The sequence below is a fragment of the Bradyrhizobium cenepequi genome, assembly GCF_020329485.1.
In the GTDB taxonomy this organism is placed as follows: Bacteria; Pseudomonadota; Alphaproteobacteria; order Rhizobiales; family Xanthobacteraceae; genus Bradyrhizobium; species Bradyrhizobium cenepequi.
In genome coordinates, this window is record NZ_JAGKJI010000011.1 from 169,409 (window position 1) to 183,813 (window position 14,405).

Here is a 14,405-nt window from a genome sequence, read left to right on the forward strand (position 1 = left end):
AAATGTCGGCGTCGGCCGTGCGGCAGCCGTGATAGCTCCGCAAGATCACGGGTTCGACAGCCTCAGCAAGCTATCGATATGGTACTCGATGCCGGCGGTGGGGCACTTTTCGAGCACGCGTAACCCATCGAGATCATTCCAGCACAATCGTGGAAAATACTAGACTTTTTCTCATGCCGGGCTTGAGGCGTTTCATGCACAACGTTCTTTTCGGATTTATCTTCTATGCACCTCGTGCTGAAACACTATCGGTTATTTTGTTTCAGGCGAGGGGGATGCAGGACAGTGCAAGGAATTCGCCGCAAAGATGCTTCGCGAACGGGCGCGTTTGGCGTGCAATGGATTCGAATAGGCAGCGCCTATCGATTTCACTTTCACACGGAAATCAATATCACCCCTGAATGGGGGCGGGCATTCCTATCCCAAAGAACTCGTCGACGTTGCAGCATCATGCTACGTAGCGTGTGCCAAAATCCGAAACTGTGCACTGCCGACTTGACGGGTCCCTACGGATGACAATGGAATAGAACCTTGCAGCTCTTGCAGAGGCCCGAACAGCACTCTCGCAATGGCAGTCTCCGGTGGCTCTGATCAAGAGGATAGAGCAGGTGGGCAGCTGATCGAATCGCCTGTGCTTTTCGCCAAGCCAGACATCAACTTCCTCTTCGACGCGCTGGTTTTAGCCAAGTTCATAAACCTGAGGTCAGTCGAGCAAGTCCGGTTAGCTGGTGCAACGGAGGACTGGCCGGATGGCTTCATCGGAGCCCCCAAAGCGTTCATGACCGTAGAGGTTACGGAGGTGATGGAGCCCGGCCGCAAGCGAGGTGACGAATACGAACGAAGAATATCAATAAAGAAACCCGATCGCCAATGATTTCTGACGAGTTGCGCCGTGAGGCCGAGGTCGTCATCGATTTTGTGGTATTGCGAAGGGTGATTATATACTTTACACCACAAGACCCAATTCCTAGAATCGCCGCATTCACTAGGGAATTGGCACCATGTCTCAGTTCAACGCGCCCCACTTCCAGAGCCACGAAGCAGCCCGCGAGTACCTTGAAGGTCTCCGCTGGGGCGCTGAGCGCGTTTGCCCGCACTGCGGCACCGTCAACGAGTCCTTTCTGACCAAGAAGCCCGGCGTGTACCGCTGCCGCACTAAGGAGTGCCGCAAGGACTTCTCCGTCACCACCAAGAGTGCGATGGAGTCGAGCCACATCAAACTGCACATCTGGCTGCAGGCATTCTACCTGATGGCCTCCAGCAAGAAGGGCATTAGCTCCCATCAGCTCCACCGGGCGCTTGGCATCACCTACAAGAGCGCGTGGTTCCTCACCCATCGCATCCGCGAAGCTATGCGCGCTGGCGGCCTGCTCCCCCTTTAGGCAGCGGCGGCAAGGCCGTTGAAGCGGATGAGACCTTCATCGGCCGCCTCGAAGGCCAGAAGAAGGGCAAGGCCGCTTGGGCGCATAAAAACGTGGTCCTTACACTCGTCGAACGTGGCGGTTCTGCCCGTAGCTTCCATATCGATGGCGTGATGCATGCCGACATCGCCCCGATCCTGCGCGCCAATCTGGCCCGCGAGGCTCAGTTGATGACCGACAAGGCCGCTGGCTACAAAATCGTTGGTCGCGAGTTCGCCAGCCATGATGCCGTGGATCACAGCAAGGACGAATACGCCCGTTACGAAGGCGAAAAGGTTATCTCGACCAACACGGTTGAAGGCTACTATTCAGTCTTCAAACGAGGCATGAAGGGCGTCTATCAGCACTCCGCTGAGAAGCACCTACACCGTTACCTCTCGGAATTTGACTTCCGTTACTCAAATCGCTCCGCGCTTGGCGTGACCGATGGAGAACGTGCAGACCTTGCCGTCAAGGGCGCGGCTGGCAAGCGTCTGACGTATCGCCAACCTGACTAAGCCAGATTTTAAGCGGCTCGCTCGCCGGTTCTTGCGCTGGCGGGCGAAGAAGTATCCGCCCAAGAAGCCGATCCGAGTCAAATACTGGCGCACCAGTTGAACCTGTTCAAAACAGGGGTGGCGCCTAGACTCTGGAACTGGCCAGCCTCACTCTTAGGAGTTGATTCGGATGCTGCCCTTCGCGGGAGCGGCATCCGATCCTGCAATCAACCTTGGAGCCGGTCGCAGGAGAAGGGCAGTGAGAGTCGGACATTGAGTCCGATTTTTCCTTTAGTCAATACCGGCTCCGCATCACAAAGGAGCCTCTAATGGCTTTCAACTTGTTTATTGCTTACGACCTCGACAAGCCCGGCCAAAATTACGAAAGGGTCCACGCTCGGATCAAATCGTTAGGTCGCTGGTATCACGCTCAACAGTCACTCACGGCTTTGAGTCCCCAACAGGCCCACAAAGCCGTTTGGGCGGAGATGGACATTGGCGATAGCTTGATTGTCGTCGACGCAACCGGAGCCGTTATGACCCCGGCGCTGCCGGATCATATCGATGCGATCAATCGCGTCTGGTTTGAGCCCGCTTAAACCACCATCAGCAATCGGGTTGAATACCCGAACCTCCATCAACGAGAAGTCCGGCGTTTGCCGGGCTTCTTTTTCACCTTCTTTACCTTCGGCTTTTCCTTCAACGGCTCATGCGGCGTTTTGAGTGCGCGACGTAGCGCAGCTTCGAAACGCAATTGGGCTTCTTTCTCACCATATTGATCGTCTGGCTTCTTGGGCATGGGCAAACCACCAAAACGAGCAAACTTAAAGCCACCAGGGCGATGCATCTTCTGCGGCGAGGGCGGGCTTACCAAAGAGCATATCTTCGCCGAATGGATACAGCAGTTGGCCCCACCGCGTTCCACTCATACACACCATCGCACAACCTTGGGGCCACTTACATTCAGGGGCAAGCTGCACCGGCAGGGCGACCCGCTGACGAAGAAATTAAAGGTCGTTTGCCGTGCGTGCAATAATGTCTGGATGAGCAGACTGCAAACGCAAGCTAAACCACTGGTCAGCTCCCTCATCCGTGGCGATTGGACATCCCTGAACCAGACAGAACAAAAGATCGTGGCGTCTTGGATGGCCATGACCGTGATGGTGCTTGAATTCGCCGATTTGGCCACCGTTGGCGTTCCCAGAGCCTCAAGGGAGGCGTTCTTTGTCATCAAAGAACCCCCACCAGATTGGTACATCTGGATAGCTCCGTATGGAGGCGTTTCTAACTCAGGAGCCTTTTGGCACACCGGCATCGGTCTGGGTGACGCCGCCGATATAGGTAGTTTCACAGGCTGTAATATGCAGATTACTACCTTCAATCTTGGCAGGACCCTGTTTCACAGCTTCAGCAATAACTCGTCCCTCTACTTTCAGCCGCTCGGACTCGGCCCGCAGCTTGGACTTGTCCAAATTTGGCCAGTCCAGCGCGCGGGCGTAACTAGACCCGTCTATGCGCTTAATGACGACGACACCTACAGGGCGGCCACCACGATTCGCGAGATAATTCTGAGTCTCAACAAGAGCTAGTTCGGGCGCGCCAGCTTCCGGCGCATCGCCTTCCGCACTCATGTTCTACATCCTGCGGTTTGTGGTTTCAAGTATATAATTGTCATTGCGAAGCGCGATTCCGCGAGCCGCGTCCTCAGATCAGTCGTATCACGCGCTGGCTCCGCCGCGATGCTCATCCAGTGCGGTATTGAGGCACTTAATCAAGTGCCGTCCGACGAAGGGCTTGGTCAGGAAGCAAATCGCTCCGGCGCTCAGTGCACGGGAGCGAACGCGATCATCGGGAAAGGCAGTGATGAAAATGAACGGTGCACCGCAACCCTGGGCCCGCATATGTGTCAGCAGGTCCAAGCCGCTCATAACTGACATCTGGATATCCGCAATCACACACGATGTTTCGTTCAGATGGGGCGACCGCAAGAACTCCTCTGCCGACGCAAATGTATGGACGATGTAGCCGCGGGATTTCAAAAGATTATTTATCGCAGCACGGACCGACCCGTCGTCATCGACGACGGAAATGAGCGAAGGCGTGGACAAGACGATCCCCTCCTAACGCGGGAAAGGCGCTTGCCGCAGCATAGCCGCCTGGATCAAAGGTGGGCTTGAGAGATGAAATTGTAAAATCATACTTAGGTTTGTTCGGGGCGGTTGGCACGAGTTCCCACGAGCTCAGCCATTCTGATTAAATCGGCCAGCGAGCGTGCGCCCATTTTCCTCATCACGTGTCCGCGATAGATCTTGACGGTAATTTCGGCGAGCCCGAGCTCTGCGGCTACTTGTTTGTTCATCAGGCCAGCAGTGACCAGTTTCATCACTGCCTGTTCGCGTGGGCTTAAAGTCTCGAACGAGGACTGCAGGTTCGCAACCGTCTTCTCAACCTCCCGCCTCTTGCGATCCCGTTCGGTCGCGGCGACCACGGCGTCAAGCAGCTCCTGATCGCGAAACGGCTTGGTAAGAAAATCGACCGCTCCACCCTTCATGGCCCTGACCGTCATCGGAATGTCGCCATGGCCGGTGATGAAAATGATTGGAATGTGAAGGTTCAACTTGGCCAGCTCAGTCTGCAGCTCGAGGCCGCTCAATCCCGGCAGCCTAACGTCAAGGACGAGGCAGCTGGGAACATCCGGAAGCGTGCCCTGCAGCATTTCCCGGGCCGATCCGAACGCAACAACGTCCAAGCCCACCTGTCGAAAAAGATTCGCGAGCGAACGACGTATCGAGACATCGTCGTCGATCACGACGACGGTCGCCCTTCCGCTCGGCTCCTCGGCCTGCACGCCTTGGTGCGGCGTGTCAGAGCGCCCGGTCACGACACGACCTCTTTATGCAACGGCAGGACGAATTGAAACGTCGCACCCGGCTCCTGCTTGCGGGCCATCGATAGGCTCCCTCCGTGAGCCTCAACGATCGAACGGCAGATCGAAAGCCCCATTCCAAGGCCGCTTGATTTGGTGGTGAAAAAGGGGTTGAAAACCCGGTCCGCATCGTCCTCGGTGATCCCGACGCCGCAATCAGTCACGGCGAGGTGCACGCGTCCGATATCGTCCTGGGATGACCGAATCACCAGTTCGCGCGACCGGTCCCTGACCGTTTGCATGGCCTCAATCCCGTTCATCACCAGATTCATGACCACCTGTTGCAGTTGAACCCGGTCACCCGGGATCATGGGGAGGGCCGGCGCCAACTCGGTTCGCAACGACACCTGCTGGCTGACCAGCTCGCGTGTCACCAGCGCGACAACCTCCTTGACGATGTCATTGATATCGAGCGGCACCATCTCGACCTCGCCTTTCTTGGCAAGCGCGCGAATGCGGCGGATCACCTCACTCGCCCGGATCCCGTCCTCGATGATCCACTCCACTGAGCAGCGCGCGGCGGAAAGATCAGGAATTTCGCGATCAAGCCAACCCAGACAAGCCTCGCCATTGGTGACAATGGCGGCGAGCGGCTGGTTTATCTCGTGGGCGATGGAGGTTGTCAGCTCGCCCAGCGTCGTCACGCGCGTCACGTGCGCGAGCTCCGCCTGTGCCTTCCGCAGTTCTCGTTCGGCCTGATCTGCGCGGATGGTTGCGGTGATGTCGGTGCTGACGCCGCGATAGCCGAGGAAATTGCCGTCGGCATCAAAGAATGGCTTGCCGCTGGTCCGGACGTAAATCGAAGATCCCATCCGGTTGACGGTGCGATAGATGAAATCGCGAAATGGAAGGCGTGCGTCGAGTGTCGCCCGATGTTGCCGCCACTTCTCGGGTTCCGCTTCGACATCGCCCGCAATTTCCCAGCGAAGCAGGCCGACTACCCCTGTGGCCAGAATGCCTGCTGTGCTGGTGTGCTCCGACAAGCGGGTGACCCGGTGGTCCGGCCCGGTCTCCCAGAGCCAGTCGGAGGCCGTTTCGGCGTAGTCGCGAAAGCGCTGCTCGCTTTCGCGCAAGGCAGCAAGAGCCTTTTCCAGCCGTTCCCTGGCCGCATGCTGCTCGGTGACATCCATATCCGTTCCGATGATCTCGCTGACGTCACCGTCGCTACCGACCACGGCATGCGCAACGGAGTGTATGAGTCTTAACGCGCCATCCGGAAGAAGGACCCGAAAATCAAACTCAAAATGCCTTCTCTTGTCATGGATAGCCTCACGCACCACTTCGCCAATCCGCTGCCAGTAGTCCGCGGGGATACGTGAGTGGATGGCCTGTGCCGATACGGACTGTTCCGGATCGAGGCCATATAGACGGTAGGCTTCGGCGGAGCGATACACAAAATCCCCACGGCGCACGTCCCAGGACCAGCTGCCCGTGTGACTGAGACGCTGGGCTTGGGCCAGATAGGCCTCACTACGGCGAAGCTGCTGTTCCGCCTGCTTTGCAGCCGTAATGTCCGTCACTGCCCCGACAAACTCGATATCGCCAGATGCGGTTCTAGTGGCTCGTGCCAGCGCGTGGAGGTGCTTCACCGAGCCGTCCGGCAACAGCAGTCGGTATTCGTGCTCGAAATCCTCTTGGTCTCGGAGCACTCGATCGATGGTCTCTTGCACGGCAGCCCGATCTTCTGGATGGGTTCGGTCAACGACGAGTTGCGGGGTCGGTTTCGTCGCCGGATCGTATTGGAAAATACGAAAGGTCTCCTTTGACCAGATGGCCTCGCCGGTGGCCACGTTCCAGCCGAAGCTGCCGGTGCGGCTCAATTCCTGCGCCTGGGCCAAATGGGCTTCGCTCCGCCGCAGGGCAGTTTCCGTCCGCTTTCGCTCGGTGATATCTTCGCAGGCGATGAGGACGATGAGCTTGTCGTCTGCCCACTGCATGGCTTTGGCGTTTTCGCGCACCCACAGCACCGAGCCATCCTTCCTGATCTTCTGGATGTCCCAAGTGTGCGATTGGCCGAGCGTTTCAATGCACAACCCGACGCATTTGCGAACAAACGCGCAATCCTCTTCCTGAAAGACCTTCAGCACGGAATGCCCGACAAGCTCGGAGGGCGCATAGCCGAGCTGTGTTGCGCCAAACCTGTTCACGTTCAGGACCGTTCCGGCGGCATCGACCATGAAGTACATGACCGGGTTATACTCGAAGATTTCGCGCCACTGTTTCTCGTCGCGCAAATCAGCCTCGCTGCGTCGGAGCCTGGCTGCGGCCTCAAGCGAAGCCTCCCTTTCCCGCCGGACTTTTCCGATCAGGTGCGTTCCGACAATTGAGGCAATAAGGAGGGCCACAACCATGGGAAGAACTTGCAGATCGTCAAACCAAAGATCGAAAACAGGCGGCATAGGCATAGAAGTAGGCCAAAGCAGCGACAGGCAATATGGAAAGCATAGCAGATGCGATGAGGCTGCCCATCAGCGAAAACAGCAATATCACTACCAAATAGGCGAACGCCGCCGCGGCGAAATGGGTGTGAAGGTACGACGAAGTTAGCGTCATCAGCGCCCGGCAATGCTAAACTGCGTGGCTGAGCGTCCGAACTTGAACTTGGTAAGCTGGGTACAATTATCCTAAACTATCAAAAGGATATCGAGAACTAGACGAACGTCTAACTAACCCGGCCCCTTGCGCTCGCATTGATTTCAGCAGCTATCACTTGCATTTTCAGGTTGTATTTCGGTACATTGAGCCACTGATCTCAATTGTTCACGCAAAAGAACGACTTCCGCGCTCCCGGGCTTTGATGACGCGAAAAGAATACTTCGCTTGAGAGAAGCCGGCCGATCGAAGCGGCCCATCAAGGCCTTTTTAGAACCCACACGGCAGTGCGCGTAGAACCAGGAGAGCGCAACAGCCAGGCCGGCACTTCGACTGAGAATAAACCAAGTATCGATATGGTGGAGGACCGGCACCCCAGCGGGTCGTGCTTGAGGCCGCCTAGCTCAAACCAGCGGGCATCGTTCCTGGGCCCGCCATCTTGAGCTGCGAGCCACCGACGATCGACCTTCATCAGATTTTCAGGTGAGAGAACAAGCGGCTTTCTAACCGGCCATCGGCTTCTCCGAGTTCATCACCGCGTGACGCCCATCTGCCGATACGCAAAAGCCCGCCCAATCCCGAGATCGAGCGAGCCGCACCATCATTCCAGTACATCCGTGGAATGACGAAAGCTTTCATGTCAGAGAGAGGTTCTCCGCGCTGTCTTTACCGCTCTTCCGGTCGGTCCTGACTTCGTAGTTCACCCGCTGGCCTCGGCAAGGCTACCAAGGCCTGCACGCTCGACCGCGCTAATATGAACGAACACGTCCCTGCCACCATCATTGGGCTGAATGAACCCATAGCCCTTCTGCCCGTTGAACCACTTCACTGTACCTGTAGCCATAACCTTTCTCCAAAGCGCAAACGCGCATCTCGCATGGACTCACGCGATTCAAAAATTCAATCCGACGATGTCTCTGGAAAAGGGCCGCTTGGGACCATTTAACAAGGCACAACGACTAATCGAATTCCTGGAAGATAGACAGCTTTTCCGGGAACACAAGCGGAAACCCGAAAGGGCTCGGTGTAGGTGCTACTTTTTGGCCCAGGCTCGATTCAATGCAGTGAAAAGGCCTCAGAGTGCCGTGCGTGCCATGATCGAAATCGAGCAGATCGCTATTCTGAAGAACATCGAACGGTTGCGTGAGCTACGCCGTGCCAAGAAGCAAGTGGCCCAGCGGATCCCGCCATATCACAGGCCGTTGGCATCAGGAAGAAGTCAAAACGCGTGAGATGGATCGTCGGCCGCTGACGCGCCATTTGCAAACAATGCGGACGACCGAGACATGCGAGCGGCATCAGATCCTACAGAAGGAGCAAGTCATGAAATTAAACGAAGCGCAGATCAGCAAAACCCTGTCCCAGTTTCGAGCTCAGGTGCTTGCCGAGGATCATCCAGCAGTTGCACAATTCCTCGAACTTTTTGGGCAGCATACGTTCTTTCTAGACGCCCAGGGACTGCACGTGCTGGAGCTGCTTGAGGTCCCTGGGATGGAACCTCGGGAGGGAGAGGTAATAAGTCTGGCGGACTGGACCGATGCGGATTTTACAAAGATGACGACTCATCAGCCCGAACCGACGGGCGTTGTCGTTCGCTTAAGAGAGGTTGAGAACTGAGGCTCGTTCCGGACAAATTCCAGTCTTGCAATCAGGAGCAACCGCATGTCTGAGAGAAGAGAACTGTACCGCAGCCCGAATGGAGATGCCTGGTTCCTTGCGCGCGAACCGACGAACGGTAGCGCGTTCATCATCCATCATACTTGCTTAGATCCCGTGCGACCATGAGTGATGCTCCAGACGCACCACGTGGTGCACTTAGTGGGAATACCCGCCAAAATCCCGGTGCCTATAGTCGCTCGTCATCAAGGAAAGCCTAGGCGGGAGAGACAATATGAAGAAGCCGTTGCTTGATCCCGATGTCGACGATACTGCCCCGGCAGGCGACGTACTTACCGTCTATGACGAAGAGCATGCCATTACTTACCTTCGGCTGCTCGATGCCTATGCCGAAGGGGCGGATTGGAAGGAAGTCGCAAAGATCGTGCTCCACATCGCTTCAGGAACCGCGAGAATGTTGCGGTGAGGTTGAATTTTACGTAGGAAGTTTTTCCCGCTGAAGCGGTCGCGCCGCGTTGGCGGCAGTTGGATCGCAGGTGCTTTCGGCAATGCCACATCGAGCGAAGGTGCGACGAAGTCGAGTTGACCGGATGTTTCCGATATCACGAGCAGGAGCGGATCATTGCTTTTCTCTTCGTTGCGAATGAAGAGCGTGCGGATGAACTCCGCACACGGGCCCAAATCAAATGAATCGTGCACAATAACGATGATACCGGCTGCTCCGTGGCGGACGGGAGGCTACGGCTATCGTCGTGCACCGATCGAGCGTTCGTTCCGGGATGCGAGCGCAGCCATCGCAATGGGGCCGTCGAACTTGATTGCTCGGGACTGGATCGGCAAATCGCTGGTCGGCCTGCCGCTCGACCTGTGCTACGAGCGGGGAGAATAGACGGAAATCTGCGGGGCTGATCGTGATCGGCCCCGTTTCCGCGGCGCGCTAAAGCCCATGCTTATTTTTCGGAAAGCCCGCTTCGCGTTTTTCGGATTATGCGCCCAAGCTACACAGCTGCATCACACGGCGCGAATACTAGGTTCGATAACTGGCTCAGGTGCTCTTTCTGGGCATTTCACAACATGAATGTAGGCCCAGCAGAAGCGGAGACGGTAATCAGTTCGTCGTCGCGCGGCGACGGCTGTCGCGCGCCGGTCGCCACCCTTCACATCCATAGCAGCTACGACAGGATTCCTGCACTGTTCGCACGGCGACACGTGCTAAGATCGTTGGATCCGATTCACCCCCTGCGGCCAGAGTTAAGACCTTCTCGGCAAGGCATGCCTTCAACGAAGAGGTCCGCTTTGCTTCGGGCACCATCCGGACAGCATCATCCAGAACACCTCTCAACGCAGCACACACTTTGTTTTGCGAGGATTTTACAGGGGGCATGACGCTACTCAATTCCTTCATGCTGGCTCCAGCCTACCCAGCCAGTGTGCTCTTTTGATGGCGTCCCGATCGGTCACCACCTTCACCTTCGTCCACCACGCAGATCGCCGTCTCGTCCATGCCGACATCCAGTCCAGAGAAGAATTCGATGCGCTGCCTCGGCGTCGCTCAGCGCACGAAGTTTGCGCCGCAGTCCCTTTGTCGATTACCACAGTGCCAGCCCAAATCTCCAGCTCAGACCGATTACGAGCAGCACTCGGCGGTCGGGCTAACTGAGGCCTGAGCCAGCGGCGGCGTACCGCCGCTGGCTTCGACCAAATCTCATATCAATCCGTCTCTCGATGAAAGAAGCAACAAACAAGACATGAGCCATCTGATTGCACCGCCATCAACGTCGAAACCGTCTTCCACTCGGTATCCCACTACGGTTCACCCCGACGATGTGCCCAAACGATGCCGCCTCTGGGCAAAGGAGAAGCGCGTAATCCTATCGTCATGGGCCCTGGCTATGTATGGGGTCGAATCAGGCCGGCGCTATCGCGAGATACCGGGTATCCTGCACAGACTGCATCTGGACGAATATTCGCGGCGCTGAAGCAGCTGGACGACAAGAACGGTCCGCCGCCAGGCGGGGGATTGGCCATGCGGCGGCTCGTTTCAGCAGTTTGACTGCACTGCAGCTGACGAGCCCCTGCGTTCTTTCGACGGACACGCTGCGATGAGGTTGCATCGATGGATGCACGCCTCGCACAGGGAACGTTCGCGATGGAGCCGCGAGGCAAATGTACGGTGGCTTGCTGAAGAATGGCGCGATTGATCGGTCAGGTTAGTTCCAAGCTAAGTCGGCATCCGGGATGACTTCGATTGATGATAGCTTAAGTGAGATCATTTCCGTGCGGAACGACATTTGGCGTCGTCGCAGGTTGCTTCAAACCGAGCTGCCTGATGCGGAGCGAAAAATCGTCGAGCAGCGCCTTCTTGAACAGCGTTCCGCCTTTGAACGGCTCTTGGCGACCACATTTCCTTTGACGTTGAGGCTCTGAAGTCAATTTGGGGCCTGCGCCGCATAAAAACGTAACTAACGACGAAGGTTTGAACTCCTTGTCAACCGAGAGCCTCTCGTGACTGGGATGGCTTATATGCGAGTTCTCCGGCAAAGTTCGCATGGAGAAGGAGAAATCTCGAATCGCCACGAAATATCGCGGCGAACGTGCGTTAGTTCGCGCCGTACTTATGATATCGGCTGGCGATGCGGCTTCTTGCGCAGGATCACGTTGGGAACGTTGGTGGTGGCGCCGCGCGCCTCGGCGCCGGTCGTGGGCTCGGCCAGGTGTGATCAGGTCTGGATCGGCCGGCCTTGGTGGTCGACGCGCGCATGGATCTTGGTCGAGAGTCCTCCGCAGCTTCGCCCCACACAACGATCTCCGATCTTTTTTGACCCCTGAGGCATGCTGATGCACCGCACGATCGAGCTGTCGATCATCTGAGCCTTGCCGTCATGGGCCTTTAACCGCCGCCATGTGCCTGTCCCAGATGCCCGCCTTGCACCAGCCATTAAAGCGATTGGAGGCGGATCGTGTAGGGGCCATACCGCTCGAGCAAATCCCGCCACGGCGCTCCCGTCCTCAGCACCCAAAAGATGCCATTCATGACCCGTCGCATATTCTGCGGCCGCTGGCCGCGCCGTCCCTTCGGCAGCACTTGGCTCAATGACACTCCACTCGAAATCCGTCAGGTCGCGCGAGCTTGAGAATTGCGTGCGTCGGATCGCGACGCTGGCCCAGGAACCTGCGATCATCAGGACCGAGTTTGCCGGCTGCCGCGGCCAGCGCCTGTCAGCAATGCTGTGGAGATGCGGATCGGACGAGCCGCCACTGCGGCAGCTGTCGGTCGTGCCGCTGTCGCCGAAGCCCCGGCGCCGCTGCCGGCCGAATTGGTCACCGCACATCCGATATCGAATCCGCAAGTTGCGGCCGAGTCGGGATGAGAGACGGAGCACTTGGGAGCGGCGCAAAGATGCCCGCCTGCGGCCGCGTCGTTGTGGCCATGGAGAAGTCGGGCTGGGTGAAGGCGAAGGCGGCTCGCCTGTTCGGGTTGACCCCGCGCCAGATCGGCTAGGCGCTGAAGAAGTCGGCTTCCAGATCAAGCGCCTGTGAGCCGAGTGTAGCGCTCGCGACACGCTGTCGGGCCTAGGACACGCGCGAGACGGAAAATAGCCGAGATAAATCAAGGCTCGACGTTTTGGCACGAGCCTTGAAAGAAGCCGTCGCGCGTCGCCTGCCCAAGGAATCGGAGTTTATGGCTTACAAGATAATCGCCTCCCAGTGCACCACCTGCGGCGCATGTGAGTTCGAATGCCCCAACGCAGCAATCAACCTCAAGAACGACATGTATGTAATCGATCCGAAGAAGTGCACCCAATGCGAAGGGCATTGTGATACGCCGCAATGCGCCGTTATCTGCCCGGTGCCCGGCACGTGCGTGCAGGCATAAGGGAGCGGCCGATGAGCGGGTCCGTTGCGAGCAGCAAGATTGAAACGTTATCGGCGGCCGCCTTTCTGATTGGCGGCCTCGCTGGCCCCGAGCTGTGTGTGACTTACACGATCGCCTATGCGGCGCAGGGGGTGCGCCGCAGCCGTCGCCGGACATGGCCGGGGTCGTCCTTGCGCGAGCGGCGGAGCGGGCAATGGTAGCCGTACAAGACACGGTTGACCACGTCCGGCGGATCGACGTCGATCAATATCGATATGGGTTCGAGACGCTTATCGAATCCGAAAAGGCCCCCAAAGGGCTCTCGGAAGATATCGTCCGTTTCATCTCAGAGAAAAAGAACGAACCGGCCTGGATGCTGGAATGGCGCCTGGAGGCGTATCGCCGCTGGCTGACCATGACCGAGCCGACGTGGGCGCGCGTCAACTACCCCAAGATCGACTACCAGGACCTCTATTATTACGCGGCGCCGAAGCCGAAGAAGACGCTGTCGTCGATCGATGAGATCGATCCGGAGATCCTCAAGACCTACGAGAAGCTCGGCATTCCCTTAAGGGAAGTCGCGATCCTTGAGGGCGTCGAGCCGCCTCCGGGTGGAGAGCCGTCGGAGCAGCGCAAGATCGCGGTCGATGCGGTCTTCGATTCGGTGTCGGTGGCGACCACCTTCCAGAAGGAACTGAAGAAGGCCGGCGTGATCTTCATGCCGATCTCGGAAGCGATCCGCGAACATCCGGAACTGGTGCGCAAGTATCTCGGCAGCGTGGTGCCGACGTCCGACAACTTCTTCGCCACCCTGAACTCGGCGGTGTTCTCCGACGGCTCGTTCGTCTACGTGCCGCCGGGCGTGCGCTGCCCGATGGAATTGTCGACCTATTTCCGCATCAACGAGCGCAACACTGGCCAGTTCGAGCGCACGCTGATCATCGCCGACAAGGGCTCTTACGTCAGCTACCTCGAAGGCTGCACCGCGCCGCAGCGCGACGAGAATCAGTTGCACGCCGCCGTAGTCGAGTTGATCGCGCTCGATGACGCCGAGATCAAATATTCGACGGTGCAGAACTGGTACCCGGGCAACTCGGAGGGACTGGGCGGCATCTACAACTTCGTCACCAAGCGTGGCGACTGCCGCGGCGCCAATTCGAAGATCTCCTGGACCCAGGTCGAGACGGGGTCTGCGATCACCTGGAAATATCCGAGCTGCATTCTGCGCGGCGACAATTCGCGCGGTGAGTTCTACTCGATCGCGATCTCGAACGGCTACCAGCAGGTCGACAGCGGCACCAAGATGCTTCATCTCGGCAAGAACACCTCGAGCCGGATCATCTCCAAGGGCATCGCCGCTGGCAAGTCGCAGAACACCTATCGCGGCCTCGTCACCGCGCACCGGAAAGCCACCGGCGCGCGCAACTATACCGCCTGCGACTCGCTCCTGATCGGCGACAAATGCGGCGCGCACACCGTGCCTTACGTCGAGGCGAAGAACTCGTCGGCGACGTTCG

General features: G+C 57.7%; 13 protein-coding genes and 5 pseudogenes. 11 read left to right on the forward strand and 7 right to left on the reverse strand.

The window, feature by feature from the left end; genetic code table 11:
- Positions 1-568 precede the first annotated feature (568 nt).
- The 3 genes and pseudogenes from J6497_RS15260 (at position 569) to J6497_RS15270 (ending at position 2,496) form a co-directional block, all read left to right on the forward strand.
- On the forward strand, positions 569-874 hold the full coding sequence (locus tag J6497_RS15260) for a PDDEXK family nuclease (protein WP_225705085.1): 306 nt from the start codon (positions 569-571) through the stop codon (positions 872-874).
- Between the two features lie 127 nt (positions 875-1,001).
- A pseudogene (locus J6497_RS15265) lies at positions 1,002-1,918 on the forward strand (IS1595 family transposase).
- Positions 1,919-2,226: 308 nt separating this feature from the next.
- Entirely contained in the window at positions 2,227-2,496 is a 270-nt protein-coding gene (locus J6497_RS15270) for a hypothetical protein (RefSeq protein WP_225705086.1), read from the forward strand.
- Positions 2,497-2,534: 38 nt separating this feature from the next.
- Here J6497_RS15270 and J6497_RS15275 read toward each other — a convergent pair whose 3' ends face one another.
- The 6 genes and pseudogenes from J6497_RS15275 to J6497_RS15300 form a co-directional block, all read right to left on the reverse strand.
- Entirely contained in the window at positions 2,535-2,696 is a 162-nt protein-coding gene (locus tag J6497_RS15275) for a hypothetical protein (protein WP_225705087.1), read from the reverse strand.
- Positions 2,697-3,186: 490 nt separating this feature from the next.
- On the reverse strand, positions 3,187-3,528 hold the full coding sequence (locus tag J6497_RS15280; protein ID WP_225705088.1) for a hypothetical protein: 342 nt from the start codon (positions 3,526-3,528) through the stop codon (positions 3,187-3,189).
- A gap of 87 nt (positions 3,529-3,615) precedes the next feature.
- Entirely contained in the window at positions 3,616-4,005 is a 390-nt protein-coding gene (locus tag J6497_RS15285) for a response regulator transcription factor (RefSeq protein WP_225705089.1), read from the reverse strand.
- A gap of 92 nt (positions 4,006-4,097) precedes the next feature.
- The gene (locus J6497_RS15290) at positions 4,098-4,778 is read right to left on the reverse strand and encodes a response regulator transcription factor (protein ID WP_225705090.1); all 681 of its coding nucleotides are present in this window, start codon (positions 4,776-4,778) and stop codon (positions 4,098-4,100) included.
- Positions 4,775-7,376, reverse strand: a pseudogene (locus J6497_RS15295) (PAS domain S-box protein). The gene J6497_RS15290 and the pseudogene J6497_RS15295 overlap by 4 nt, the downstream one beginning before the upstream one ends.
- 674 nt (positions 7,377-8,050) lie before the next feature.
- Positions 8,051-8,259: pseudogene (locus J6497_RS15300) on the reverse strand (cold-shock protein).
- A 250-nt stretch (positions 8,260-8,509) separates the two neighbouring features.
- Here J6497_RS15300 and J6497_RS15305 point away from each other — a divergent pair.
- From J6497_RS15305 to J6497_RS15320, 4 genes and pseudogenes are all read left to right on the forward strand, one after another.
- Positions 8,510-8,647 carry a hypothetical protein gene (locus J6497_RS15305; protein ID WP_225705092.1) on the forward strand — a complete coding sequence of 46 codons (138 nt, stop codon included), beginning with the start codon at positions 8,510-8,512 and terminating at the stop codon, positions 8,645-8,647.
- 91 nt (positions 8,648-8,738) lie between these two features.
- The gene (locus J6497_RS15310) at positions 8,739-9,032 is read left to right on the forward strand and encodes a hypothetical protein (protein WP_225705093.1); all 294 of its coding nucleotides are present in this window, start codon (positions 8,739-8,741) and stop codon (positions 9,030-9,032) included.
- Between the two features lie 274 nt (positions 9,033-9,306).
- Positions 9,307-9,468 (forward strand): annotated as a pseudogene (locus tag J6497_RS15315) (DUF2285 domain-containing protein); the annotation flags it as partial.
- Between the two features lie 270 nt (positions 9,469-9,738).
- Positions 9,739-9,921, forward strand: coding sequence for a hypothetical protein (locus J6497_RS15320; RefSeq protein ID WP_225705094.1), 183 nt, complete (start codon positions 9,739-9,741; stop codon positions 9,919-9,921).
- A gap of 1,808 nt (positions 9,922-11,729) precedes the next feature.
- Here J6497_RS15320 and J6497_RS41950 read toward each other — a convergent pair.
- Positions 11,730-12,214: pseudogene (locus J6497_RS41950) on the reverse strand (IS5 family transposase); the annotation flags it as partial.
- A gap of 185 nt (positions 12,215-12,399) precedes the next feature.
- On the opposite strand from J6497_RS41950, the gene J6497_RS41955 reads away from it, so the two are divergent.
- The 4 genes from J6497_RS41955 to sufB form a co-directional block, all read left to right on the forward strand.
- Positions 12,400-12,534 (forward strand): helix-turn-helix domain-containing protein, encoded by a 135-nt coding sequence (locus tag J6497_RS41955; RefSeq protein WP_376708208.1) that lies wholly within the window; start codon positions 12,400-12,402, stop codon positions 12,532-12,534.
- A gap of 180 nt (positions 12,535-12,714) precedes the next feature.
- The gene (locus J6497_RS15335; RefSeq protein ID WP_225705103.1) at positions 12,715-12,909 is read left to right on the forward strand and encodes a 4Fe-4S binding protein; all 195 of its coding nucleotides are present in this window, start codon (positions 12,715-12,717) and stop codon (positions 12,907-12,909) included.
- 11 nt (positions 12,910-12,920) lie between these two features.
- A complete protein-coding gene (locus tag J6497_RS15340; protein ID WP_225705096.1) occupies positions 12,921-13,109 on the forward strand; it encodes a hypothetical protein in 189 nt (62 codons plus the stop codon).
- Positions 13,103-14,405: Fe-S cluster assembly protein SufB (sufB, locus tag J6497_RS15345; protein WP_225705097.1), on the forward strand; the 1,303-nt coding region annotated here is incomplete at its 3' end. The genes J6497_RS15340 and sufB, both read left to right, overlap by 7 nt.

Coding starts and splice junctions, on each gene's coding strand:
- J6497_RS15260 (WP_225705085.1), top strand. CDS start 569: ATGGCAGTCTCCGGTGGCTCTGATCAAGAGGATAGAGCAGGTGGGCAG.
- J6497_RS15270 (WP_225705086.1), top strand. CDS start 2,227: ATGGCTTTCAACTTGTTTATTGCTTACGACCTCGACAAGCCCGGCCAA.
- J6497_RS15275 (WP_225705087.1), bottom strand. CDS start 2,696: ATGCCCAAGAAGCCAGACGATCAATATGGTGAGAAAGAAGCCCAATTG.
- J6497_RS15280 (WP_225705088.1), bottom strand. CDS start 3,528: ATGAGTGCGGAAGGCGATGCGCCGGAAGCTGGCGCGCCCGAACTAGCT.
- J6497_RS15305 (WP_225705092.1), top strand. CDS start 8,510: ATGATCGAAATCGAGCAGATCGCTATTCTGAAGAACATCGAACGGTTG.
- J6497_RS15310 (WP_225705093.1), top strand. CDS start 8,739: ATGAAATTAAACGAAGCGCAGATCAGCAAAACCCTGTCCCAGTTTCGA.
- J6497_RS15320 (WP_225705094.1), top strand. CDS start 9,739: ATGATACCGGCTGCTCCGTGGCGGACGGGAGGCTACGGCTATCGTCGT.
- J6497_RS41955 (WP_376708208.1), top strand. CDS start 12,400: ATGAGAGACGGAGCACTTGGGAGCGGCGCAAAGATGCCCGCCTGCGGC.
- J6497_RS15335 (WP_225705103.1), top strand. CDS start 12,715: ATGGCTTACAAGATAATCGCCTCCCAGTGCACCACCTGCGGCGCATGT.
- J6497_RS15340 (WP_225705096.1), top strand. CDS start 12,921: ATGAGCGGGTCCGTTGCGAGCAGCAAGATTGAAACGTTATCGGCGGCC.